Below are 24,242 nucleotides of genomic sequence, written 5' to 3' on the forward strand. Positions count from 1 at the left end.
GCAGGGGAGGGATCATCGTGATCGTTCGTCCAAGGCGGCTGCGCCGAACGGCAGCCATTCGCGATATGGTGAGGGAGACGAGGCTTGCGGCCTCGATGTTGGTGTACCCGATCTTCGTCCGGGAGGGCAGGGGCGTCGTGGAGGAGCTCTCGGCCATGCCGGGCCAGATGCGCTGGAGCCCGGACACGCTGCCCCGCATCCTGGAGCGGGCCGCGGGGGCCGGCATCGGCGGCGTGCTGCTCTTTGGCATTCCGGACCACAAGGACGAGACGGGGAGCCAGGCCTGGGCGGAGGACGGCGTCGTCCAGCGGGCGATGCGCACGGCGAAGCGGGAGTTTCCCGACCTGACGGTCATCGGGGACGTGTGCCTCTGCGAGTACACGTCCCACGGCCACTGTGGAGTGCTGAAGGGAACGACGGTCGACAACGACCCGACGGTCGAGCTCCTGGCCCGAACGGCCGTGTCTCAGGCCCAGGCCGGCGCGGACATCGTGGCACCCTCCGACATGATGGATGGGCGCGTGGGCGCCATCCGATCGGCACTGGACGACGCGGGTCTGACGGAGACGGCGATCCTCTCCTACGCGGTGAAGTACGCCTCCGCGTTCTACGGGCCGTTCCGCGAGGCGGCGCAGTCCGCCCCCTCCTTCGGGGACCGGCGGGGCTACCAGATGGACCCCTGCAACGTGCGCGAGGGGATACGGGAGGCGCTGCTGGACGTCGAGGAGGGCGCCGACATGATCCTGGTCAAGCCGGGCCTGCCCTACCTGGACGTGCTGCGCGCGGTGAAGGAACGGGTGAGCGTGCCCGTGGGGAGCTATTCCGTTAGCGGCGAGTACTCCATGATCAAGGCGGCGGCGGCCAACGGCTGGCTGGACGAGCGGCGCGTCGTGTGCGAGTCGGCCGTCTGTCTGGCGCGGGCCGGCGCGGACATCGTCGTCACCTACTTCGCCCTGTCCCTGGCGGACTGGATTCGGGAGGGTTTGGCCTAGGTCACCGTCCGCCCGCCGACGCGCTGCGGAAGGCTCGGCAGCGGGCGAGGAACGAATCCGCCGCGTCCGGCAGGCCCGCCAGGTTGAGGTGGAGGTACGAGGCCAGGACGTTCCCGCGGGCGTACCCACCGCTGTGGGCCGCGCCCGTGCGCTTCCTCTCGACGCGGAAGGCCCAGGGGAAGTCCTCCGCCTCCGGCGTCATGGCGGAGAAGTGGAACTCGTGCCCCCGCAGGAGCGTCCCCGCCGGGCCGAGGACGGTGTCGCGGAGGGCGCGGGCCTCCACGTAGCCCACGGCCTCGAGGCGGTGCTGCATCCGACAGGACGCGGGCAGGACGCCCGCCATCTCGAAGGCGGCGCCCTCCATGTCGGTGATGGAGCGGCACAGGTACATCATCCCGCCGCACTCCGCCAGGATGGGGACGCCGCGTTCCGCGGCGCGGGCCACGCTCCGCCGCATGGAGGCGTTGGCCGCGAGCTCCCCCGCAAACCGCTCCGGAAACCCTCCGCCCAGGATCACGCCGTCCGCTTCCGGCAGCGCCTCGTCCTGCATGGGGCTGAAGGGGATCAGCTCCGCCCCCCGGTCCTCCAGGGCCGACAGGCTGTCCGGGTAGTAGAAGGAGAAGGCCAGGTCTTGCGCCACGGCGATCCGCACGTCCTTTGCGGCGCGGGACCTCGTCCCCTCCGGCGGCAGGGGAAGGGGTGGTGCGGACCGTGCGATGGCGAGGAGCGCGTCGACGTCCACGCCGCGCTCCACCGCTTCGCGGATGCGGTCCAGCTGCGCGGCGTCGTGCGTTTCCGCCTCCGGCACGAGGCCCAGGTGACGCTCCGGCAGGGCGAGGGCCTCGTCTCGCATCACGGCCCCCAGCAGGGGGATGCCGACGCGCTCCAGCGCCTCCGCGATCGTGTCCCGGTGCGAGGCCGACCCCAGGCGGTTCAGGATGACGCCGTGGAGGTCCACCGACCTGTCGTACTCCCGAAACCCCAACGCCACGGCCGCGGCGCTCTGGCCCATGGAGCGCGCGTCAACGACCAGCACGACGGGCAGGCCCAGGAGCTTCGCGATCTCCGCGCTGCTGCTGACGCCGCCGCGGCCGCCGTCGTAGAGGCCCATCACGCCCTCCGCCACGGCCACGTCCGCCCCAAGGGAGGTGCGGGCAAAGAGGCCCTTCATGACCGCGGGAGGCGTCAGCCACGTGTCGAGGCTCAGGACCTCGCAGTGCCCCGCCGCGCGATGGAATCCGGGGTCGATGTAGTCCGGCCCGACCTTGTACCCCACGACGCGCAGGCCCCGGCGGTACAGCGCCGCCAGGAGGCCGCAGACGATCGTCGTCTTGCCGGACCCGCTCGCCGCCGCGGCCACCAGCAGGCGGGGCTGAGCCGTCGTCATGCCTGACCCCAGCGCTTCAGCGCGGAGCGGACGAGGTGCGCGACGAACTCCGGAAACCCCAGTCCGGCGGCCCGCGCCGCCTTGGGCACGAGGCTCGTCGCCGTCATGCCGGGGGCGGTGTTGACCTCCAGGATCCAGGGGGTGCCGTCCTCCGACAGGCGGAAGTCCGCCCGGCTGTAGTCGCGGCAGCCCAGGGCCCGATGGGCCGCCACGGCCGAGCCGACGACGCGCTCCGCGACGGCCGGCGCGAGGGGCGCCGGCACGAGGTACTCCGTGGCCCCCGCCGTGTACTTGTTCCGGTAGTCGTAGAACCCGGCGTGGGGGACGATCTCGATGACGGGAAGGGCTTCGGGCGCCCCGTCCCGCTCCCACACGGCTGCGGTGAGCTCGCGCCCGCCGATGTACTCCTCGATGAGGACCGCGGGGCCGTACTCCTGTCGCGCCAGGGCTACGGCCGCCCTCAGGGCGTCCTCCGTGACGTGTCGCAGGATCGTGATCCCCACGGTGCTGCCGCCGGAACAGGGCTTGACGACGACGGCGTCACCCAGCTCAGCCCGCACGGCCTCGAGGTCCGGCGCGCCCTTCGGCAGCAGGATTCCCTTCGGCACGGTCAGGCCCGCCGCGCGAAGAATGGCGCACGACCGTCCCTTGTCCATGGCCAGATCGCAGACGATGGGGTCGGACCCCGTGTAGGGCAGGCCCATCGCCTCGAGCTGTGCCTCGAGCCGCCCGTCCTCGCCCCAACTGCCGTGCATGGCCACGAAGGCCGCGTCGAACCCCCTGAGGGAGTGGCGCGCCTCCTCGAGGGTTCGCAGGTCCACGGCCTTCGCCCGATACCCCGCCTCGACCAGCGCCGCGGTCACCGCGGCCCCGCTCCTCAGCGATACCTCGCGCTCTGCACCGTCCCCGCCGCAGAGCACCGCAATCCGTTCGTTCACGCTGTCTCCCCCTTCATCCTCGGCTCCCAGGCTGTTTTTTGTCCGGGCCTATTATACCCCGACGCAGGGGCCCTAACGCCGGATGCGGCTCGTCAGGACGGCGGCGATCAGGATGCAGGCGATGCCCGCAGCGGACCTTGAGGTCAAGGTCTCCCCCAGGAGCAGGATGCCGATGGCGACGCCGGTCATGGGCTCAAAGTTGCTGAGGAGCGAGGCCTTCACCTCCCCGCACAGGAAGACGCCCTTTTGAAAGAGGGAGATGGCGAGGACGGTGGCGAAGAGGCCCAACGTCCAGTAGGCCGCCCAGGCCTGCCACGGAGCAAAGAGGCGCAGGTCCTCCGTCAAGAGACCGAAGACCCCGGCCTCCGCTGCGGCGAAGGCCGAGAGCCAGAAGGTGACTGCCATCGCGGGAAGGGAGCCCAGGGAGCTGTGACCCAGGAGAACGATGTAGAGCGCGAAGGTGAGGCCGGAGGCGACGGCGAGCGCCATCCCCATGCCCTCGGATTCCACGCCTTCTGCGGGGCTGTAGAGGAGGAGCACACCGGCGGTGCAGAGCGCGGCACAGAGCAGCTTCGGCCCTGTGAGGGGCGAGCGGAAGAACAGCGCCATCAGCGCGATGACCATGATGGGGTAGGTGAAGTGGAGCGTGGTGGCCAGCCCCGAACCGATGTGGTTGTAGGACAGGTAGAGCAGGATGGGCGTCAAGGCGTAGAAGATCGAGAGCTTCAGGACGTCGAGCATCTGACGGCGCGTGATCCGCAGGGAGAAGCCCGGAATGAGGAACGGCAGGAGGAGGGAGATCAGGGCTCCCGTTCCGAAGCGGCCGAAGACGGTCGTGCAGGCGTTGCCGCCGTGCTGATAGGCGAACTTCGCGATGAGCGGCATCGTGCCGAACAGCACCGCGGACAGGATGGTGCAGAGCGCGCCCAACCCCTCGCCGCCCCTCTGTGGCGCCGCATTCCCTTCCGATGCGATTCGGTTCATGAGGGCTGTGTTCCCTTCCTGCCGGACTACTGCTTCCGGCCCTTGCCTGAGAGGGACGCGACGTCCAGGCGCAGGACGCGCACCGCCTTGAATGCGGCCTCGATGTACTTCAGGCCGCTCTCGATGAATTCCGGCGAGTACTTGCGAAGGAGCGCTTCAAGGCCCCGCCGCTTCTCCGCGTCGTCCTCCACGGTGGAGACCCGTCCGCAGACGATGGCGGACCGGTAGAGCGTGCTGAACTCCTTCGGCAGAAGTTTGGTGCTGCTGACGACGGTGAAGCAGGCGTCCGGGCAGTGCCGGAGGTTCACGATCTTCTGCCCCTCCGCGTTGGCGCCGTGCAGGTAGATGCGCCCATCCTCCAGCGCGAAGTTGAGTGGAACGCCGTAGGGCGTCCCGTCCGGGCAGACGGTCGAGAGAACGCCGTACTCCCCATGCTGCAGGACCTCGAGGGTCTCCTCCTCGCTCAACTGCCGATCCCTGCGCCGCATATCCATCTTCTTGTCCATATCGCGAAGCCTCCTGTCGTGTGCCGTCATGAGCGCCGGCGGCCGTGTCGTCGCTCTGCTGAGAATCATAGACGACGCTGCAGCTTTTGGCAATCGGCCCCCGTTGCGGGTGTAGTAGGCCAGGGGCACTCCCGTGCCGTCCGTCTCCGCCACCACGTGGGATATCCAGTGGTTCGCGTCCACCAGATACCGGACCGTGACGCCCTTCCGCGATTTGTCGTCATTCATAGAGAGACAGGACTGTAACCTTCCCTATTAGGAACCATATAAATGGTGTCCAAATCATTCTTATCATCATAGTGCCTGTAGAACATAAAATCTCCTAGTCCTGCCACCTTGCTTACGTGCTTATAAAATTTTTCGCATCGTTTGTAATCAAACAACATTTCCTGCGATACGAAAGTATATTTATCCGCCTCACGACTGACCAATATCCTGGGATTAAAATGTCCGTAGTCCCCATAATCTTCTTCGAGGTGATCAAAATCCACAACAAATATCGCTATAAAGAAATTAGCGAATTGTTTTTCTGTCAATTTGTTATATGCATAAAGCAGAATAACATTGACAAAAAACAGGGCAATATCCAGCAATAACGCTGAAATCTCCTCTTTCTTTATCACTCTTTTTAAAAATTTTGCCTGAGGAAAATAGTCGAGGATCGGCATCTCCTCATAGCCGCCTTCATGCTCTTCAATAAAATAGTCGAGATTGTATAATCCTGTTTCTCGGATAATTTTGTTGTAGATATTCGCGATCAACGTATTTTTCATCTTCGTTTTTTTCATCTTCATAACTCCGCCTCTTCGGCATCGTCCACCCGTATTCTTTCGACCATTTCAACACTTTTCTTGAAAAGTGCGGATCACCCTCATGGAAATTGCCATCTAATACCAATTCGCGTTTAATATGGATTGCCTCCCCTAAAAGGAGGTGGTTCGCGTCAGCGAACCGGAGGGGTTGTTTCTCAGAACGGATGGCTGGTCGTCGCGTCGATGTCATCGCTGCCAAGTTCGACGTGCAGCAGCTCGTCGTTCTCCAGGACAAATACTTCCTTGACGACCTTCAGCGCCAGCTCGCCGGTCTCGATTTATACATTTCTGTTTAATATTTCCTTAAAATACTGTTCAATCGTTGAGATGCCAGGAAAATATTCATTTAAGTGCTGACATACACTTCTCGTGGCTTCTCTGTAGACCTCTTTCGTAGCCGTGCTCATTTCATTTCTGGGAAATGAACCTAAATATAGAACTGTTGAAATATCACATGGTTTTTGTTTCACTGCCTGGCCCAACATTTCCATGCCTTTGGATTCCCATTTCAGATACAGAGCCCCGGACTTATCTTCGTCACGTTCGTCACGATAAAACAGGTAGGGAAACATCGAGATCATATATCCGCCTATCCATAAAAAGCGGATATCCTGATTGAAATGTTCCAATCCATACGTCGTGCATTCGATAAGCGTATTCTGAAAGGCATCCCACGACAGGCCTTTTGTCCCTTCTTCAACTTCCCATTCACAAAGCAAATACCAACATTCCGAAAATAACCTGAGAAACAGTTCGATGTTTTCTCGATCTTGCTCCCACAGGTTATATAACATGGCCCGGGCTTTTTCCCATTTTAGATCATTTTCAAGTTCCGATAAACCATCAATCACAGCAAAGACTGGACGTTTCATCTCACCTACGCTCCCATGCATCAGAGATTCTTAAAATTCCATCCACGACTTTATATGCAACCTTTGTCTTTTTATTTACGGATTTATGCGGTCCGTCACCTCACCCGACTCGTTCGCGTCCTCTTAACAACGTGGCACAATACCTTTTATTCGATTGTCAAGGTGCCAGGAGCCTCCCCAATTATAAACGTTCTGCCGTTCAGGACCGATGTCGGTACGCCAAGCCCTCCGATTTGTTCAGCGCTTCCTTAAGAGCATAGCATTATCCTTGCGCAGCACACAACCTTCTCCGGCCAGAAATCTTCCAGTCTGCAGCCTTTTCCCTCGTCAGTCTCGAAATCAAACGCACCGCTCTCTATCGCCGCCCTGCGAAGTTTCGCGTAATATCGTGCACCTATCACATTCAAGAACAGCCCATACTTATTAAAATGCATTTTCTTGGCAATGTGTATCCCATGTGCTTTCAGTTCAAGTTCAATTTGTTTGAACCTTACCTGCTCTTCCTCTAGAATAGAATATGCATTATCGTCATAAAGGTAGGACTGCCCCACCACACCGATGCAGTCAAAACCCATAGGTACGACTTGGTAGGGCCCAATATCGAACCCCTTTAAATCGGTGTAAAATTTTTTTAGATCGTCCCCTAAAAAGTAGACCTCCGTATCCATCCCCAAGTCCTGGCAATGTTGGAGATACCTGAGAATAAAGGGCCAATCCGGTACGACCTCAAGAGCACTACATTTCACAACACATTTAGCCCACCTTTCCTGCGCCTCTTGGCAAAGTGACCGAGACAAAGCGTCTTCTTCCGTATCCAAAGGCCAGCTTAATGTGTCTCGAGCCATTCCTTGATATGGCGGATCATAGTCTTGAACAGGGGCTGTCCTTTCAAAAACCACAAACCCATTCCTTCTTATGACAGGACGGTGATCATAAATGATTATCGCCACCTTATTACTTAAATGATTATGTGAATTTTACTTGACGACTGGAATAGGGTCAACAGGTCTGATGTGAATATGGGGATGGGGGAGTCCAGCTTCTCCAGCCTCAGTCCCGTTACAACCCCACATCCCCGGAGAGCGCCTGGATGCTGTCTCCCACGGCCAGGTCCTCCGCAGCATCGTAGGCATAGGTCTTGACGCTGGTCGTCCCGTTCTCCGTCACCGTCTCACCCGTCAGGCGATACAGGCCGTCGTAGGCGTAGGTCGCCTTCCGTCCTCCCCGCCTAGGCGTTCGCCTGCATTCCCAATCGTGTATACGTACTCTCCAACGAGAGACCGTGATCCGCTCCTGCGTCATTGTGTTGTACTCCCAGGCCGTCGTCAGCCCGTTGGAGTACGTCGCCTTCGTCAGGTTCCCGTTCGCGTCGTACTCCCTATTTCATTGCCAAGTTGCCAAAGCTTTTTTACGGCGTTCACCTTACCGGCTCCCGTTCTCCAGACGTTTGAGGGCTTCTGAATCAGTCAATTTTCTGTTCTTTCGCGCATAGTTGACGGCCCTTTTGCCCTGTTTGTTCCGTATGCCGGTATTGGCACCGACGTCTAGTAATGCACCGACAATCGTTGGAACATTATCGCTTGCTGCATACATTAACGCTGTTTTTCCTTCTTTATCCTGCGCGTTGACATCCGCATCGGCTCGGCTCAACGTATAGATGACCTCAGACATTTGGCCATCGCCCGCAGCATACATTAACGCCGTTTTACGACTCTCATCTTTTTCGTTGACGTTTGAACCGAACCTGAGCAGTGCGTCTATGATCCTGGGATCGGGGCTATCTTGCCATGTGGCATACATCAGAGCAGTCATGCCGTCTCCATCCCGTTCGTTGACATCCGCACCGGCTTCAAGCAGTGTGTCGATGGAATCGGGATTGGAACCGTTGCTTACCGCGTGCATCAGCACCGTCATACCTTCCTCGTCCTTCGCGTTTACGTCCGCGCCAGCCTCAAGCAACGCATCAATGAGCTCTGGGTCAAAACCACCTTGCCAAAAATTTCGTTGCCTCACAGCATACATCAAAACCGTTATTCCATCTTTATCCTTCGCCTTAACATTCGCTCCGAAGTGGAGCAGCATCTTAACGATTCCGGTCTTATTGCATTCCGCAGCCAGCATCAGAGCAGTCTTATTGTCCTCGTCCCTGGCATCGATATCCGCCTCCGCTTCGACTAACATCTCGACCACCGCGGGATTATCCTTTTGCGCATAGGCTGTGTGCATCAATGCTGTCCTGCCATTTTCATCCTTCGCGTTGACGTCCGCGCCAGCTTCGAGAAGTACCTTCATGAAGTCGGGATTATACACCACATGCATCAGGGGCGTTTTGCCCCGATTATCTCTAGCGTTAACATCCACGCCAGACTTGAGGGCATTTCGGATCTGTGACACTGAAGTCGCTCTGCAAATCCTTGAAAAATCAGGATTGGCATCTAAAAAACTATGGTCTCCGTTAAATCCTATCTCCCTGTCCAATTTTTCCAGATCAATCTCATTCAGTGCGTGATGCAGGGCGATATCACGATTGAGCTCAAGCTTAGGCTCATCGAGTGTTTCAGCTGGCTCGTTGGCCCAGATACCGATAAATCTCAAATCTATGCCTGCAGTTCCAAGAATCAGCCCCCTCGCTTCTCCTTTAAATGACGAGGCCATATAATGCTCTGTCAAAATTTCAAGCATGTCCTCTTCATTGAGTTTTCTTAAGACATGGTTTACATTCAATTCTTTCAAGGGATTTATCGGATTCATTTTTCCCACCCAGAACTTGTTAACTTTTGTGCTTTTTTAAGTGCATCCTCTATTAACTGTTAAGAATATATCTCTCTAAAGTACTCCTCAATAATAGTATCGCCAGGAAAATACTTACCAAGAAATGGGGCTAACCGTTTCTTGGTTTCCAGATACTCATCATTGCCACTTGCAGTTACAAACTGATATGACCCCACAAAGTTAAGTTTTGCCAACAAATTATTTGGTTCTTGTCTGGCTGCCTTCTCCGACATTTCATTGCTTTTAGATTCCCATTTCAGATACAGAGCCTCCCAATCCTGCTGTTCGAGGCCTTCGGAATGATAAAACAGGTAAGGAAACAACCCAATCATATATCCCCCCATCCACAAAAAGCGAGTGTCCCCGCCGAAATGGTCCAGCCCGTACATCGTGCACTCAACAAGCGTGTCCTGAAAGGTCTCCCAGGACATGCCTTCAGCGTCTACGACTGCATTCCACTCGCACAACACATACCAGCACTCCGAAAACAGTCTGAGAAACAAATCAATGTTCTCTCGATCCGCATTCCACAGTTCGTACAACATGGCCCGGGCCTCTTCCCATTTTTCGGCACGCTCCAGCTCCAACAAGCCCTTCACCTCAATAAAGATTGCCACATCTTATCACCCCGCTTTAACTCATTCCGTACAGTGCGCCCCTTTGTCAAGACACGAAAAAGGAAAATATCCGAATAGCTCCTTTCTCCTTTCTGCCCGTAGGTTCGATCTCAGATTAGGACTCAAGCGGCATCCTCATTATACACCTGCTCCGGCGTCAGACCGCCAAGGGCCTGATGCGGTTGCCGCGCCAGTCGTAACCGTACTCCTCCACCGCCACGTTCGCGCCCTCCTGCACCGTGGCACAATACCTTTTATTCGATTGTCAAGGTGCCAGGCTATTAGGTCGTGTTAACACAAGATCAAGAAGTCGACAACAAAAGCAAAAAGCAGGAAGCCCAGGAAAATGACATCCAACTTATCGTACCGCGTAGCAATGCGACGAAACCTTTTGACCCTGCAGAAAAGACGTTCGACCTCGTTTCGTCTCTTGTAAAGCTCCACATCATACGGCCAGGGTTTCTTCGCGTTGCTCTTGGGCGGAACGACCGGCTCCAACCCACATTCTTCCGCAAGACGACGTGTCGCCACTCCACAATAGGCCTTATCCATCAACAATTTGCATCCCGGCGCTAGCAACTCCTTCAGCCGCTCTATCAACTTGCGGCCTTCCGGACCGTCATGAGCATTGCCGGGCGAGAGATGAAAAATCAACGGACAATCGGGACCCGCGGCAACCAGATGAATCTTGGTGGTCCATCCTCCACGAGACTTGCCGATAGATTGAGGCCCCCCTTTTTTAGAGCTCCCGTCCCATCAGGATGAACTTTGACGCAGGAACTGTCCAAACACACCGCTTCAAGTCTCATGCGGAGAAGACGCTCGTGCTGCAGGCGTTCAAAAACCTTATCCAGAACACCGGACTTGTACCATCGGCTCATGCGCACGTAGATTGTATGCCAGTTTCCAAACCTTCGGGAGCCTCCTCCATTTGCACCCGTTTTCCATGACATACAGAATGGCATTGAGCACTCTAAGGTTGTCGTAAGCGACATTACCTCGGTGGACAGGGAAACAATCTGCTATACGCTCGTATTGCACCTGGCTGATCTCCATCATGCAACTATTTTGACATACCTTCACCCTTTTGACAATGTTTTTGAGTGAACACGCCCTAGATCGAGTATTCGTTTAATGACAGCAAAGAAAACAGCTGACTGTTATGTTACGTCCTAATATCGCCTGGGGCATGAACTTCTCCTCTATTCCAGCATTGGTTCTGGTATATTTTCCTTGGAAGCCAAATCTTTTATCACACTCTTCAATAGGTTTTTCCCCTCATTAGTAGTGCTCTCAAAGTATGTGTCCCAAAATTTATCTGGGTTTGCTTCAAAAATCAATTTATGAGTTATTATCATATGATCCTCTCTATCTTCCACAACATAATATCCGTTCAAGTTCCCTGAAACGATTTCAAAACCGTTAGCTTCGTAAATTGCCGGTGTCCCCCCCTCGTCAATAATTCTATAAGATATTCTCCGGACAGCAGATGGCTTATTTAAGCTAAAATTAAAATATGCTTCAATTACCAAATAAACTTTCTCCTTAACCAATTGCTCAGAGAAAGACTTTGACAATGAGATCACGTTAAACGGATACGACTTAAATGGTCTTGAGTATTTAACCAGCATTTCCTCTGCCTCCCATCCTCAAAACTAATCTTCACAGACCATAAATTTGCTGGTGGTTCTCTATTCGAGGACCACCAGTAATGAGGACCTCCTTGACCGCCTTCAGCGCACTCTCACCGGTGTTGCGTAAATTTTTATTGTCAAGTTGCAGGGCCTATATCAATATTTATTTGCCTTTTTTTGTTTTATTTATCAATTCCAGTTTGGACTGCGCATCAATATCTCCCGCCTCTGCAGCCTTACGATACCACTTTATAGCTTCCTCATGATCCTGCTCTACACCCTCTCCTTCTTCGTACAGCAGGCCCAGGTTAAATTGCGCCGCAGTATATCCTTGCTCCGCAGCTCTAAGGAACCATTCTGCGGCTTTCGCGTAATTCCGCTCTAATCCCTGATTTTCGCTGTACATGACACCCAGATTGAATTGTGCTGCTGCCACCCCTTGCTCTGCTGCCCTGCGATACCACATCGCGGCTTTCGCGTAGTCTTGCTCTATACCCTGCCCACCATAATACATAACGCCCAAATTAAACTGTGCTTCAGCGTCTCCCTGCCCGGCAGCTTTTCGGTACCACATCACAGCCTTCGAATAGTCCTGTTCTACGCCTTGCCCGTCGTAATACATAGTACCCAGATTAAATTGTGCGTCCGCAAGGCCCTGTTCTGCAGCTCTTTGATACCATTCGGCAGCCCTGACGTTATTTCGTTCAATGCCACGTCCTTCCTCATACCTCAAACCAAGATTGAACTGTGCCGCAGGGATACCCTGGCTTGCAGCTTTGCGATACCATTCCGTGGCCTCTATGTCGTTCTGCTCAACGCCTCGGCCCTCTTCATACATAATGCCTAAATTGAACTGCGCTTCTGGGACATTTTGGTCTGCCGACTTACGGTACCATGTTGCGGCCTCTGCGTCGTTCTGTTCAACGCCCTGGCCTTCTTCACACATAATGCCTAGTTTACACTGTGCCGTTGCATTTCCTTGTTCCGCAGCCTTACGGTACCACTCCGCAGCCTCCGTATAATTCTGCTCCACCCCCTCTCCTTTCTCGTACATGGCTCCCACAATAAACTGTACTCCAGAAACGCCTTGTTCTGCAACTTTACGATACCACTTCGCAGCCTTCTTATAGTCTTTTTCGATCCCCCAGCCTTTGGTGTACATAACGCCGAGACGGAACTGTCCCTCAACGTTGCCTTGTATTGCGGCTTTTCGGTACCACATCACAGCCTTTGCGTTATCCTGTTCGACTCCCCGGCCTTCTTCATACATAATGCCTAATTTACATTGCGCTGTTGCCTCTCCCTGTTCCGCAGCTCTGAGATACCATTCGGCAGCCTTTGCATCACCCTGTTCGACTCCCCGGCCTTCTTCATACATAATGCCTAATTTACATTGCGCTGTTGCCTCTCCCTGCTCCGCAGCTCTGAGATACCACTCGGCAGCCTTATGGTCATTCTGCTCCACGCCAATGGCGTCCTCATACATAATACCAAGAATAGACTGTGCATCAGCCTCTCCCCGTTTCGCGCACTCAAGGAAGTATGCAAAAGCTCTTGAATAATTCTCTTCGCTCAGAGCTTGTCCACCTAGATTGTACAACTCTCGGGTTGTTAATTCCTCCATTGTAGGTCCCCCTTAATGCCATAACCTTATAAACTTCAATTAATAGTTATGGTCTTTTAATTAAAAGCTTGACAAACTTAGTGAGTTTGTCAACCGTTTTATAAATTTATCCCGTATGCTGGTTAATAACTTCCACCAGTCGTAGCCTAAGCAGGCGGCCAGCTCTTCGGGGCTGACAAGCCCCGAATGCTGTGCCGTTCGCTTACCTCGACACGCGGCACCGTTGCCGCGCTGTCGAGGCAAGTAAACCGTACCCCGTATAGACGTCCCAAAACAGATTGGGATTGCGTATGCCGCCGTTCGTTGCCCTGGAGTTGCAACTCTATTCCATTGTCAAGTTGCTGGAACTCAAAGTCTGCTACTAAACTTATCGACACACTTCACACAGCCGTCTGAGCGTATCTGAGCCCTTCAGATATTTATTTCCCCACGCGTAGTCAGCAGCCCGCTTCCCTTCGTTGTCTTTGACAGCAATGTCTGCCCCGACACTAAGCAATATATTGATAATCCTAGAGGTACTCCACTCCGCAGCCAACATCAGCGCCGTCCGGCCACCATTATCACGTGCGTTAATATCCAATCCGGAATCGAGCAACAGCTTTATAACCCCAGGGTTATCATTGTTCAACGCTGCCATCATCAACGCTGTTGTCCCAGCATTGAACGGAATGTCGATCACTTCGCTGTTTCGTACATCCAGCAGCTGTACCGTCGTATTGGATTCAAGCTTTGCGTTGATATCTGCCCCAGACGCAATCAGTGCGTTTACAACATTGGGAGCACCGACCTTTGCAGCCCACATTAACGCTGTCATACCGTACTTGTCCCGCGCATCGATCTCAGACCCGGCCTCGGCCAATACATTGATGGTCCAAGGCATGGCACAGAGATTTTTAGACCCCCTTGCGGCATACATCAGGGCTGTCATGCCATTCCTGTCCCGCGCATTGACATCCGCTCCGGCCTCGAGCAATAACTTGATGTCATCGGACCACAAACCATTCGACGCACTTAGCATCAGCACCGTTGCACCGGACTCATGTCTTGCGTCAACGTCCGATCCAGCACCAATCAAAGCTCTGATAACTGCAGTGGTCCTCGCATACATCAGCGCAGTCGTACCGTACTTATCCCTTGCATTGGCCTCCGCACCTCCTCGGAGCAATGCGGTAACAACTTCGGCATCGCAACTCGATGCTGCCACCATCAACGCCGTTGTGCCGTATTTATCTCTTGCGTTCACTTCTGCGCCGGCATCGAGCAACACATTAACAATTTCAAAGGTTGGAATGCTTCTGCAACTCCATTTCACAGCATACATCAATACCGTCATGCCGTTTTTTTCTTTTGCATTGACCTCTGCTCCAGCTTGCAGCAATGTGTTGATGACCTTGATGGTGTTATGCCCTGCAGCGTACATCAACGCTGTAAAGTCGAACATTTCCCGTGCATTCACGTCGCCTCCGGCACCAAGCAGCACGCTGGCCACTTCGGAGTCCCTGTTCCATCTTGCGGCCACCATCAGCGCCGTTCTGTTTTGTTCATCCTTTGTATTGATTTTTGCGCCCGAACGGATAGCGTTTTTGACCTGCCAAGCTGTGCCGGATTTACAGAGCTCGAAAAACTCTTTTGAGTTCACCTGAAAAACTCCTTTCAAGACGGCTGGCTAGTGGCTCCCTTCATCAACTACAAAGGCAGGATATAACAACACTTGACTAACGCAGGCAATTTGAGTCCGATTGAGTTCCGTCCGCGTTGTTTAAAATATGGCTGTGCATTGTCGGATGCATGATTCCGTTTTCTTCCACGAACCTCAGCGTCTCGCAAATGCAGCGGTCGATCGCTAGCTGGACAATAATTTCGTGATAGGATTCTAAGGGGGTGCTATCCCTTCTTTCAATCAACATATTTTCCCCATTATTCCAGTAAGTGTGGTAAAAGCTTATCTCAGCCTGTTTCTCAAAGTCCTTCAAAAAAACGTTAACATTCGTTATGTCGCTATCTTGTAAGCTCTCATCTCGTTCTTCCAAGTAATCTCTGACGTCAGAAAATTTGGGAACGGATTCTATATCGTATTCACCTTTTTCTTCCTCCTCCGGATCAGGGTCAAAGTATTGTTCGGGAGTAGGGTGCAGGGTTATCCATTCAGTATGGCTCCTTAACCGATACGTTATTTTTATGTGAATTCCCACGGCAATATCCCTTTCCTTATCCTGAAAGAGTTATCGTGGCATAATAGATGTTAGGCCACGATAACTCTTTCGAGAGCCAATGTTATCTCCTGTTAAATTTCCTTCCTTCAGAAAATCGCGGCCAGGTCCATCGCGATATTCAGACCCGCAACCAGCATCACCGCAACGTCGTTATTCGCCCTGGCCTCCAGGAATGCCTCGAAGTTTTTCTTGACGCTCTCCCCAGCCAGCGCCTTCGTCAGCGTCTGAATCACAACGTGCGTTTCACAGATGCCGATCATCCCGGCGACCGACACGATCCCGTTGCTCAGCGCAAGCAGAAACTGCTCCGAGTCCTCCGTCATCATCGCCACGACAAGGCTCCTCATCGCGCACAGGAACTGGATGCCATACCCCGCCTTCTGCAGCATCCTGAGCGCCGTCAGGAAATTCAATCCCCCTGCGGTGGAGAGGATGCCATGTCCGGCCAAGCCGCCAAGCATTTCTCCCAGCGAGAACAGCCCTGTCGGGTCGGTGTTGTTGACGGGGTTCGCGTTGGCGTACAGGTACTTGTGCAGGCTCAGCGGGTCGTGGCGCCTCCCCTGGTGCGGGTCCAGGCTCAGGAACGTCCCCGTCTTCGGGTCCATGTACCGCGCCTGCAGCTGGTACAGCTCCGTCGTCCGGTCAAAGCGCTCTCCCGCGTACTGGTAGTCGTTCTCCGTCACGCCCGTGCGCGACGTCGTCTCCCCCCAGGCGTCGTACGTCCAGCGGTCCGTCACCTGTCCCGACTCGTTCGCCAGCATCCGTACCGAGCCGTGGCCGTCGTCTGTGGTTACATACGCTACCGTTTGTCTCCCTGGAGTTGCGAACTCTATCTATTGTCAAGTTACCGTAATTTAAGATTGAGCATAGATATAAGCAATTGGCTGCTGTATTATACCCTGATGCTGAGCAGTTTCATGAGTACTCCCTGCGTTCCAACGTTGGCGTTGGTATTCCTTCTCTGAAAGATAAATCTTTTACTACGTTGCCTAATAGGGTCCTTTCCTCATCAGTGGGATCATCAAAATATACTTCCCAAAATGTATTTTTTCCAGCCTCGAAAATCAATTTATGTGTTATTGTTATATAGTTATCCCTGTCTTGCACCCAATAATATCCATCCAAGTTTCCTGAAACGATTTCAAAGCCATCAGCGTCATAAATTGTCGGGGCCCCTTCATTATTTAAAACTCTATAAGACGTCTTACTACTTTCAAAATCAAGGTATAATTCAATGACCAGATAAATTTTCCCCTTGGTTAATTGTTTTGAAGATGACGTCGGGCCAAATATTGAGCTAAAGGGATAGCATTTAAATGTTCTAGAATACTTTACCAGCACAGTATCCCCTCCTGATAACAGACTGAAGCAAGAATTTAATGGTTACTGCGTCACTCTGAGTCCAGAAAATCGAATAACCTAAATATGTTCTGGCGCTCCTTTCTTCGCCCCTGCCCCGCGCGGCCCCCGATCTCACGCCTACCGCCTACATAGGGGAGGACCGTTGCGCCGAGAAAACAAAAAACGTGAAACAAACCCATTGGAGGGCCGCTTCGCGCCTGTGTTCGGAGGATATTCGTTCAGAGGGTCTGCATTGGGCGCGTCGCCGCCAAATGTTAAACGAGTCCAACCTTATGCCTCAAAACACACTTCTTTTTAAACTGTTTCAGTAAAATATGAACAAGTGTTTTATGACAATAGGTAGTTCTGCTGGAATTCTATAAAAGAAAAGAGGAGCGAGGAAAACAATATGGAAAAATTTGTCTTCTTCCCTTATAATCATCTAATCATCAGGTAATGACGCACGAGATTGCAAGAGCGAAAAAATCGGGCGATTGAAAAGAGGCGTTTTATTTTGAGTCCAGAGATATCAACAGGTTGGTGTGCCCTGTCTTCAACGGCTCCGGTACGCGTAAACTGGAGAGGCTGTGCCGCATTTGAAGATCATGTAGACAACCTATGACCAAAAGAACTTTTTCGCAGGCGTTGCGCCGCGGTTTGGGCAGCGCAATTGTCACATTGAAAAATGTCGAGAATAAAGCAGCGTATAGAGACATACTCCTGCGCTGTTGTTTGCGTGACATTTCATACGACTGGCAATCGGAAGGAACGAGAGGGTATTATCTATACGAGGCCCTCTTGACGTCCAGGGAACCGGAATATTACGAGGAGGCAATCATAGAAAAATTTTTTTCGCGCTGCTCCGACGGTTTGTTTTATCAACTGTCGGCGATTCTATATCGTTTTGCGTATGACGGAAGTGAGGATGCCACGAAGGCCTTACGTTCCAAATACGACTATTTCGCGTCGAAACAGGGGCGGCTCAGAGATATCCCGTACATGCATGAGGGCGAACAATGGGATGATGTTGTTTGTCAGCTCATGTACTTAGATGGTTTTTCTGCGTTCAAACGCTACGCGGAAGACGTCGGCAGGATCCTTCTGCGCGATCCCGGTAACGAGGTCATATATGGCGGATGGTTTGAAATTAGGGCCAGAGACACTTTCGGAGAAAAGAGGATCACCGCATTCTTCGAGAGAAATTACGAACGCTCGGCAGCCGTCAGGGCGCTTGCGGATACATTGAAGGCCAGGATCGAGTCAGAAGAGTCTGCCAATGCTCGGGACAGACAAGAGAATTTGACTGTTGGCGATCTACGGCAAATTGCGGCGCAATCTGTAGCCAGTGGATGTCCGCGGCCTCGTGAAATACTTAGACACAGGCGTGCGTTTTTTTTAAACGCATCCGACTCCAAAGTCTTGGATCTGGCAGATGCGATTTCCCATGAAGAGGAGGAATCGATAAAAGGTCTGTTGTTGGCAATGTTTTGGGACAGATCATTTCCGCTGGATATCTCTTTGCTCATGGACTACGCTCAGTCTGAAAACGAACTGCTGGCAAGTAGCGCAATAGATTGCCTGAAAAGGATCAGGAATCGAAAATTGCATGATCTGGCATTTCAGCTGTTAAAGAGGAAGGGCTTGAGCTCCTTTGCGCTTGCTCTGTTGAAAAAGAACTATAACAAAGCTGACGATACCCTCATTGCCGAACTGATCGGAAAACTGACCGTCATCCCGCATCACGTCCAAATGGATATTGGGGCTATATACACCTGTCACCGTTCTGCGGACGCGCTTCCCATTCTCCTTCGAGTGTATCAAAAAGGCGACTGTGCATTTTGCAGACACTATATTGTAAAAGCCATGCACCATTGCGGGGTTTTGCCGGATACAATCCTTGAGGAGTGCCTGTATGATTCTTATGATGAAACAAGGGATTTTGTAAAACGGTTAATAAAACGCCACTCGAGCCATTCGGGGGCAACAACATGATAAATTTTTAGGTCAGATAACTATTTTGACCAAAGAAAAACTTTGCTGTTTCAAGTGCTTCCTGAAAACTGTATCCCTGTCCAGAGATAAGATCATGTAACTCTCGCTTCTTAGCTGGATCGTTAAGTTGGAGCCGTTTTGCAATATCTCTTGCTTGTTTGTTTTGGACTTTATTATTACCAGGAGTACTTTTTCCACACCCATTATGCACCAGCACGCCGCCGGCGACGAAGTAGGAGTGGAAGCCCTCGACGTCGAGGTTGTAGACGGGGATGGTAGACGGGGATGGAGGAGTCCAGCTTCTTCAGCTTCAGGCCCGTTACAACCCCCGCATCCCCGGAGAGTGCCCGGATCGCGTCCCCAACCGCCAGGTCGCCCGCAGCAACCCAGCCCCTGCGTGCAGCAGCTCGCCGTTCTCCAGGACAAATACTTCCTTGACGACCTTCAGCGCCAGCTCGCCGGTCTCGACGTTGTACGACCACACCCGATCCCCGGACCGGGCCTCGTCGATGCGCTTGAACCCCGCCTCCGTCGCGAGTCTGTCACAGACATTCTATTCCATTGTCAAGTTACCGAAGCTGCTTAAAGCGCTCGCTTTACCTGCTCACGTTCTCCAGGCGTTTGAGCGTATCCGTTCCCTTTATCCTCTCGTTCACCTGCGCATAATCAATGGCCCGCTTGCCCTCATGATCCTTCAGGTCAACATTTGCGCCAGCATCGATCAGCGTTTCGACGATACCAGGAGAGTTCCACCTTGCAGCAAGCATCAACGCCGTCATACCATCTTCGCCCTTTGCGTTCATGTCGGATCCGGCATCTAACAATATGTTAATAGTCTCAGAAGCCATACTCTTTATTGCAGCATACATCAGTACGGTCAGACCGTTATGATCCCTCGCGTCAATATCTGCACCAGCTTTTATCAAAGTAGAGAGAATTGCAGTCTTTCTATTACATAACACAGCATACATCAGCATTGTTCGGCCGTGTTCATTCCTTGCATTAACATTCGCTCCAGTTTTGACCAACAGTGCAATGATCTCATAGCTCGCATTCCATCCTATGGCATACTCCAGCACCGTCATATCGCATGCGTCCTTTGCGTTAACGTCTGCTCCAGCCTGAAGCAGGGCATCGATGACATCGAGATCTCTGCACCACTGTACTGCCATCATTAGTACCGTCGTACCATCCTGGTCTTTTGCATTGACATCGGCCCCCCTATTGATGTCATCGCGAACCTGTTGAACAGACCCGAAGCAACGAATTTCTCCTGAACTCATCATTCCACTCGGCATTCAATACCCTTTATATCGTTTCAGAAAATTCACTACCGTCATTTTATTTATGTTCTCGAGTATTTCATTGTCAGTTTCCCACCATGTATCGCCAAGAAAACAACAACTGTCAACATAATGCCACGGAACAATGGAAGCCAAGATTCCCCACTCATCATCCGAAAGAGCCAGATGGTGTAGATCTATATGGTGCGTTAAGCGTATTGCAAATTCATCATTGAATCTATACATCACATGGAATTCTTCATTTTCCATAAAACTTGACTTGGTCGATAAAAATTTCTGATAAAGCATAGAGCTGGGGATATCACAGGTTTCAATTTCGTCCTCAAACAACTCTCTCAATATTGTTTGTGCAGACATCCCTTCAATAGAGGCTGGGAGCAGCTCTTCCACTGATTCATGAAACAAGCTTATAGCATTCGAGCGAACACTCCCTGGAAATAAAAGTTTATTTCTGACGATAATCCTTGTATACAAATTTCGTTCCCCTCTTAAAGCTGACATGACCTCTAATGCTAAGTTCAGAGATCATGTCAGTTATTAGATTTTGTTTGTCTTCAAACTTAGATCTCGTTCGTAGCTATTAAAATCCTTACCCGATGGATACTTTTTATTATGCACCAGCACGCTGCCGGCGACGAAGTAGGAGTTGAAGTCCTCGACGTCGAGGTTGTAGACGGGGATGGGGGAGTCCAACTTCTCAAGCCTCAGTCCCGTTACAACCCCCGCATCCCCGGAGAGTGCCCGGATCGCGTCCCCAACCGCCAGGTCGCCTGCAGCAACCCAGCCCCTGCGTGCAGCAGCTCGCCGTTCTCCAGGACAAATACTTCCTTGACGACCTTCAGCGCCAGCTCGCCGGCGTTGCGTAAAATTTTATTGTCAAGTTGCAGGGCTTATATCAATTTTATTTGCCTTTTTTTGTTTTATTTATCAATTCCAGCCTGGCCTGTGCGTCAGGGTTCCCCAACCTCGCGGCCTTACGGTACCACTTTATGGCTTCCTCATGATTCTGCTCTACACCCTTTCCCTTCTCATACATCAGGCCGAGATTGCATTGCGCTGTAGCGTCTCCCTGTTCTGCAGCCTTATGATACCATTTTTCCGCTTCTATGTTGTTTTGCTTGACCCCCCAACCTTTACTGTAAAAGAAACCAAGATTGCATTGTGCTGCGGCGTCTCCCTGCTCCGCCGCTCTTCGGTACAGTTCCGCGGCCTTCGCATAGTCCCGAGCCACTCCGCAACCCTGTTCGTACATCAAGCCAAGGTTGAACTCTGCCGAGGCAAGACCTTGTTCGACCGCCTTGCAATACCACTCCACGGCCTTCCCGTAGTCCTGCTTTACCCCCTCGCCTCCGTAATACAATACTCCGAGGTTGTACTGCCCCCAGGCATCTCCCCGCTCCCCTGCTATGCGAAAGCACTCCGCTGCTTTTGCATAATCCTTACCTACTCCATTACCATTCGCATACATAAGACCCAAGTAGCGCGGCGCAGATGCGTCGCCTCCTTCCATTGCCCTGCGAAACCACTCTGCAGCCTGTTTGTAGTTTCGCCTCACTCCATCTCCCTCGTGATACAGCAGCCCAAGCTTGCGCGCAGCCTCCGCATCTCCCTCGTTCGCAGCTTTTCGGTACGATTCAGTGGCGCTTCTGTCCGAACCTTCCTTTCTCAGCATCTTCTTAATGAACTGCATCATTGGAGCCACATCCTTCCCAGAACCCTCGTCAGACTGTCGTATTCCTCCCGCCTCAGCTCCCAGACGGGTTTGAACATACCGGCTCTTTAAATTTTTGTTCTCCTGCGCATAGTCTGCAGCACGTCTGCCATCCGTGTCCCTTATGTCGATATCCGCCCCCGCATCGAGCAGCGTGTCGACAATCCTGGATGTGTTCCACCTCGCGGCCAGCATCAATGCCGTGTGACCCTCTTCATCCCGTGCGTTGACGTCCAGACCGGCATCGAGCAGCGCCTTCACAACATCCGGTTTCCGGCTATTCAACGCAGCCAACATCAATACGGTCGTCCCTGCACTTACGGGGACATCCGTCGTCTTGTTATTGATGATAGCGGCAAAGATATCACCATCTGCCGTGTCCGTTGTCATTGCTGTCGTACTGGCTTCAAGCTTCGCGTTCGCGTTGGCCCCCACCTCAAGCAGGGTTTTCACGATACGAAGGGAGTTCCATCTCGCCGCCATCATCAGCGCCGTCATGCCATCGTTGTTCCTCGCCTCGACATCCATGCCGATATCGACCAATGCTTTGATAATTTTGGGGTTGGGGGCACTATCTGCAGCAACCGTCAGCAGCGTGTCTCCATACGAATCCCTCACGTCGGGATTTGCTCCGGCGTCAAGCAACGTCTTCATGAGGCCGAGCCTGCCCTCTCGTGCCGCAAACACCAGTGCCGTAGAACCGGATCCGTCCCTGGCCTCAATATCCGCACCAGCTTTGAGCAGCACCTCGACGGCTCTGGAGGATCGTGCGTATAGCAGCGGGGTCATGCCAATATTAAAACTCTTCTCTACCTTAGCATTGACGTCAGCTCCCGCTTCAAGCAACGCCTTGATAACACCAGGAGTGCCATTGAATGCAGCAGAGTGCAACGCCATCGCGCCGTCTTTATCCCTCGCATTGACGTCCGCTCCCGCTTCAAGCAGGAGATTGACGACTTCAAGCTCTTTGGAGTTCGCGGCCATCTTCAGCGCTGTATTACCATCCTTATCCCGGGCGTTGACATCCGAACCGGACTGGATCAGGAGGTTGACGATCTCGGCAATTTCCGGCCTTTTGTCTATAAAAAGCCACTGTACTGCCGCCATCAGTACAGTGCTGTCGTTTTCGTCTCTTGCGTGAACGTCTGCGCCCGCTTCAAGTAATACCTTGAGCGCACCAAGGGTGCCGTCTCTTGCAGCATACATCAACGCTGTCTTACCGTATTGATCTCTTGCTTCAATATCCGCACCGGAAAAAAGCAAAATTTTGATAATCTCAGGGGTGCTGTTCATTGCAGCATGCATCAAAGCTGTTTTGTCACGTTTGTCCTTCGCATTGACGTCCGCTCCTGCATGAAGAAGAACTTTGACAATTTCTGGATTTATATTTTTCATCGCGGCCATAATCAAAGCCGTACCACCGTAATTATCCTTCGTCTCAGTATCTGCACTAGCTTGGATTAGCGTGTCGACAACCTTGGGATTTGAATTCCTTGTTGCCGCCAGAATCAGCGAGGTATTGCCATCCTCATCCTTTGCGTTGACATCCGCACCAGCCTGAAGCAGCATGTTAATGATTTCAGGGTCCAAATTTTCTTCTGCGGCTGCCATTAGAGCCGTCCGGTTGTTCTGGTTTTTGGCATCGATACAGATACCTGTCTGAATTGCTTCCCGAACCTGTTGCACAGAACCGTATTTGCAAAGCTCCACAAATTTTTCCGGACTTGTCATGAACAAAATCTCCTCCAAATACCTGCCTGAGCAACTCCATACCCTGACTTCTCAATATAAAAAATAAAGACAGGGTATGAGGTTGAATGACGTTGTTTCTTCAGTCTTGATAAAACTATGCATCTAAAATTAAACTGATCTGGACCACAGGATTCGAAGGAGAATGTTTGCGACTAGAGTTTTCTCTCGAATATCCCTTAAATAACTATTGAGATATTTTTCGGCATTCTTCAGAAAATCCTCCATCAGTCCAGAATGACTCTCATATTTTTTATAAATTTCTGTTAAAGCATTGATGACTTGGTTCTTAAAAGTGGGATCCGTTTTGAGAAGGTTTGTGAAGTGCCCTCCACCAAGCCATCTTGAAAATTTTCCATTTTCAAAACTATCTATAGCGGCATGGATACTACGATGAACCTCTGTTGGAAGTTCTGTTAACGTTTGTTTAGGATCTCCACCCAAGTATTTAGGGATCGAATGATGCTTTGCGTACCCACACCTATTATGCACCAGCACGCCGCCGGCGACGAAGTAGGAGTTGAAGTCCTCGACGTCGAGGTTGTAGACAGAGATCGGTTTGTTCAGCTTCTCAAACTTCAGTCCCGTTACAACCCCCGCATCCCCGGAGAGTGCCTGGATCGCGTCCCCAACCGCCAGGTCTCCTGCCGCTACCCAGCCCCTGCTCACGACGTAGAACGGGTGGCTGGTCGTCGCGTCGACGTCATCGCTGCCAAGCTCGATGTGCAACAGCTCGTCGTTCTCCCGGACGAGGACCTCCTTGACCGCCTTCAGCGCCCTCTCGCCGGTCTATT

The 24,242-nt window shown here is 52.8% G+C and carries 24 protein-coding genes and 2 pseudogenes; 2 read left to right on the top strand and 24 right to left on the bottom strand.

The window, feature by feature from the left end:
- Positions 1–17 precede the first annotated feature (17 nt).
- Positions 18–992, top strand: coding sequence for a porphobilinogen synthase (hemB, locus tag ACK28C_RS05600; RefSeq protein WP_208873703.1), 975 nt, complete (start codon positions 18–20; stop codon positions 990–992).
- Between the two features lies 1 nt (position 993).
- On the opposite strand, the gene ACK28C_RS05605 is transcribed toward hemB, so the two are convergent.
- The 17 genes and pseudogenes from ACK28C_RS05605 to ACK28C_RS05685 all read right to left on the bottom strand — a co-directional run bounded on the left by ACK28C_RS05605 (position 994) and on the right by ACK28C_RS05685 (position 16,692).
- Positions 994–2,379 (bottom strand): cobyrinate a,c-diamide synthase, encoded by a 1,386-nt coding sequence (locus tag ACK28C_RS05605; RefSeq protein ID WP_015556967.1) that lies wholly within the window; start codon positions 2,377–2,379, stop codon positions 994–996.
- Entirely contained in the window at positions 2,376–3,317 is a 942-nt protein-coding gene (locus ACK28C_RS05610; protein WP_208873705.1) for a D-alanine--D-alanine ligase, read from the bottom strand. Before ACK28C_RS05610 ends, ACK28C_RS05605 begins: the two co-directional genes overlap by 4 nt.
- A gap of 72 nt (positions 3,318–3,389) precedes the next feature.
- Complete coding sequence (locus ACK28C_RS05615) at positions 3,390–4,301, bottom strand: DMT family transporter (RefSeq protein ID WP_208873707.1); 912 nt, start codon at positions 4,299–4,301, stop codon at positions 3,390–3,392.
- A 26-nt stretch (positions 4,302–4,327) separates the two neighbouring features.
- Entirely contained in the window at positions 4,328–5,035 is a 708-nt protein-coding gene (locus ACK28C_RS05620; RefSeq protein WP_015556968.1) for a pyridoxamine 5'-phosphate oxidase family protein, read from the bottom strand.
- Positions 5,032–5,601: an Imm15 family immunity protein gene (locus ACK28C_RS05625; protein WP_015556969.1), complete on the bottom strand. Its 570-nt coding sequence runs from the start codon at positions 5,599–5,601 to the stop codon at positions 5,032–5,034. The genes ACK28C_RS05620 and ACK28C_RS05625 overlap by 4 nt, the downstream gene beginning before the upstream one ends.
- Positions 5,602–5,897: 296 nt before the next feature.
- Positions 5,898–6,491 carry a hypothetical protein gene (locus ACK28C_RS05630; protein ID WP_208873709.1) on the bottom strand — a complete coding sequence of 198 codons (594 nt, stop codon included), beginning with the start codon at positions 6,489–6,491 and terminating at the stop codon, positions 5,898–5,900.
- 248 nt (positions 6,492–6,739) lie between these two features.
- The gene (locus tag ACK28C_RS05635; protein ID WP_208873711.1) at positions 6,740–7,159 is read right to left on the bottom strand and encodes a hypothetical protein; all 420 of its coding nucleotides are present in this window, start codon (positions 7,157–7,159) and stop codon (positions 6,740–6,742) included.
- A gap of 391 nt (positions 7,160–7,550) precedes the next feature.
- Entirely contained in the window at positions 7,551–7,793 is a 243-nt protein-coding gene (locus tag ACK28C_RS05640; protein WP_015556971.1) for a hypothetical protein, read from the bottom strand.
- Positions 7,794–7,913: 120 nt separating this feature from the next.
- The gene (locus ACK28C_RS05645) at positions 7,914–9,224 is read right to left on the bottom strand and encodes an ankyrin repeat domain-containing protein (RefSeq protein WP_208873713.1); all 1,311 of its coding nucleotides are present in this window, start codon (positions 9,222–9,224) and stop codon (positions 7,914–7,916) included.
- Positions 9,225–9,301: 77 nt separating this feature from the next.
- Positions 9,302–9,853: a hypothetical protein gene (locus ACK28C_RS05650; protein ID WP_409152587.1), complete on the bottom strand. Its 552-nt coding sequence runs from the start codon at positions 9,851–9,853 to the stop codon at positions 9,302–9,304.
- Positions 9,854–10,171: 318 nt separating this feature from the next.
- Positions 10,172–10,936: pseudogene (locus ACK28C_RS05655) on the bottom strand (IS5 family transposase).
- A gap of 146 nt (positions 10,937–11,082) precedes the next feature.
- A complete protein-coding gene (locus ACK28C_RS05660; RefSeq protein ID WP_208873717.1) occupies positions 11,083–11,511 on the bottom strand; it encodes a hypothetical protein in 429 nt (142 codons plus the stop codon).
- Positions 11,512–11,677: 166 nt separating this feature from the next.
- A complete protein-coding gene (locus ACK28C_RS05665) occupies positions 11,678–13,138 on the bottom strand; it encodes a hypothetical protein (protein WP_409152588.1) in 1,461 nt (486 codons plus the stop codon).
- A gap of 367 nt (positions 13,139–13,505) precedes the next feature.
- Positions 13,506–14,777, bottom strand: a complete 1,272-nt coding sequence (locus tag ACK28C_RS05670; protein ID WP_208873719.1) for an ankyrin repeat domain-containing protein — start codon at positions 14,775–14,777, stop codon at positions 13,506–13,508.
- A gap of 76 nt (positions 14,778–14,853) precedes the next feature.
- Entirely contained in the window at positions 14,854–15,330 is a 477-nt protein-coding gene (locus ACK28C_RS05675; protein ID WP_409152589.1) for a hypothetical protein, read from the bottom strand.
- 107 nt (positions 15,331–15,437) lie between these two features.
- Positions 15,438–16,112 (bottom strand): RHS repeat-associated core domain-containing protein, encoded by a 675-nt coding sequence (locus ACK28C_RS05680; protein WP_409152590.1) that lies wholly within the window; start codon positions 16,110–16,112, stop codon positions 15,438–15,440.
- A 154-nt stretch (positions 16,113–16,266) separates the two neighbouring features.
- A complete protein-coding gene (locus ACK28C_RS05685) occupies positions 16,267–16,692 on the bottom strand; it encodes a hypothetical protein (RefSeq protein WP_208873725.1) in 426 nt (141 codons plus the stop codon).
- Positions 16,693–17,310: 618 nt separating this feature from the next.
- Here ACK28C_RS05685 and ACK28C_RS05690 point away from each other — a divergent pair.
- Positions 17,311–18,684: a hypothetical protein gene (locus ACK28C_RS05690; RefSeq protein WP_015556974.1), complete on the top strand. Its 1,374-nt coding sequence runs from the start codon at positions 17,311–17,313 to the stop codon at positions 18,682–18,684.
- A gap of 7 nt (positions 18,685–18,691) precedes the next feature.
- Here ACK28C_RS05690 and ACK28C_RS05695 read toward each other — a convergent pair whose 3' ends face one another.
- From ACK28C_RS05695 to ACK28C_RS05725, 7 genes and pseudogenes are all read right to left on the bottom strand, one after another.
- Positions 18,692–18,958: a hypothetical protein gene (locus ACK28C_RS05695; RefSeq protein WP_208874046.1), complete on the bottom strand. Its 267-nt coding sequence runs from the start codon at positions 18,956–18,958 to the stop codon at positions 18,692–18,694.
- A gap of 45 nt (positions 18,959–19,003) precedes the next feature.
- Complete coding sequence (locus ACK28C_RS05700; protein ID WP_208873727.1) at positions 19,004–19,168, bottom strand: hypothetical protein; 165 nt, start codon at positions 19,166–19,168, stop codon at positions 19,004–19,006.
- A gap of 112 nt (positions 19,169–19,280) precedes the next feature.
- On the bottom strand, positions 19,281–19,970 hold the full coding sequence (locus tag ACK28C_RS05705) for an ankyrin repeat-containing protein (protein ID WP_015556976.1): 690 nt from the start codon (positions 19,968–19,970) through the stop codon (positions 19,281–19,283).
- A 12-nt stretch (positions 19,971–19,982) separates the two neighbouring features.
- Positions 19,983–20,378, bottom strand: a complete 396-nt coding sequence (locus ACK28C_RS05710) for a hypothetical protein (protein WP_208873731.1) — start codon at positions 20,376–20,378, stop codon at positions 19,983–19,985.
- Between the two features lie 147 nt (positions 20,379–20,525).
- Positions 20,526–20,810, bottom strand: a complete 285-nt coding sequence (locus ACK28C_RS05715; protein WP_208874047.1) for a polymorphic toxin-type HINT domain-containing protein — start codon at positions 20,808–20,810, stop codon at positions 20,526–20,528.
- Positions 20,811–20,889: 79 nt separating this feature from the next.
- Positions 20,890–23,448, bottom strand: a complete 2,559-nt coding sequence (locus ACK28C_RS05720; protein ID WP_208873733.1) for an ankyrin repeat domain-containing protein — start codon at positions 23,446–23,448, stop codon at positions 20,890–20,892.
- A 111-nt stretch (positions 23,449–23,559) separates the two neighbouring features.
- Positions 23,560–24,225: pseudogene (locus ACK28C_RS05725) on the bottom strand (polymorphic toxin-type HINT domain-containing protein); the annotation flags it as partial.
- Positions 24,226–24,242: the final 17 nt, after the last annotated feature.

This window comes from Fretibacterium fastidiosum, assembly GCF_964642095.1.
In the GTDB taxonomy this organism is placed as follows: Bacteria; Synergistota; Synergistia; order Synergistales; family Aminobacteriaceae; genus Fretibacterium; species Fretibacterium fastidiosum.

What these genes read in the sequence shown, in the direction of transcription:
- ACK28C_RS05690 (WP_015556974.1), top strand. Translation starts at nt 17,311, where the DNA reads ATGACCAAAAGAACTTTTTCGCAGGCGTTGCGCCGCGGTTTGGGCAGC.
- ACK28C_RS05625 (WP_015556969.1), bottom strand. Translation starts at nt 5,601, where the DNA reads ATGAAGATGAAAAAAACGAAGATGAAAAATACGTTGATCGCGAATATC.
- ACK28C_RS05605 (WP_015556967.1), bottom strand. Translation starts at nt 2,379, where the DNA reads ATGACGACGGCTCAGCCCCGCCTGCTGGTGGCCGCGGCGGCGAGCGGG.
- ACK28C_RS05660 (WP_208873717.1), bottom strand. Translation starts at nt 11,511, where the DNA reads ATGCTGGTTAAATACTCAAGACCATTTAAGTCGTATCCGTTTAACGTG.
- ACK28C_RS05705 (WP_015556976.1), bottom strand. Translation starts at nt 19,970, where the DNA reads ATGATGAGTTCAGGAGAAATTCGTTGCTTCGGGTCTGTTCAACAGGTT.
- ACK28C_RS05680 (WP_409152590.1), bottom strand. Translation starts at nt 16,112, where the DNA reads ATGCTGGCGAACGAGTCGGGACAGGTGACGGACCGCTGGACGTACGAC.
- ACK28C_RS05615 (WP_208873707.1), bottom strand. Translation starts at nt 4,301, where the DNA reads ATGAACCGAATCGCATCGGAAGGGAATGCGGCGCCACAGAGGGGCGGC.
- ACK28C_RS05640 (WP_015556971.1), bottom strand. Translation starts at nt 7,793, where the DNA reads ATGACGCAGGAGCGGATCACGGTCTCTCGTTGGAGAGTACGTATACAC.
- ACK28C_RS05620 (WP_015556968.1), bottom strand. Translation starts at nt 5,035, where the DNA reads ATGAATGACGACAAATCGCGGAAGGGCGTCACGGTCCGGTATCTGGTG.
- ACK28C_RS05665 (WP_409152588.1), bottom strand. Translation starts at nt 13,138, where the DNA reads ATGGAGGAATTAACAACCCGAGAGTTGTACAATCTAGGTGGACAAGCT.
- ACK28C_RS05630 (WP_208873709.1), bottom strand. Translation starts at nt 6,491, where the DNA reads ATGAAACGTCCAGTCTTTGCTGTGATTGATGGTTTATCGGAACTTGAA.
- ACK28C_RS05635 (WP_208873711.1), bottom strand. Translation starts at nt 7,159, where the DNA reads ATGGATACGGAGGTCTACTTTTTAGGGGACGATCTAAAAAAATTTTAC.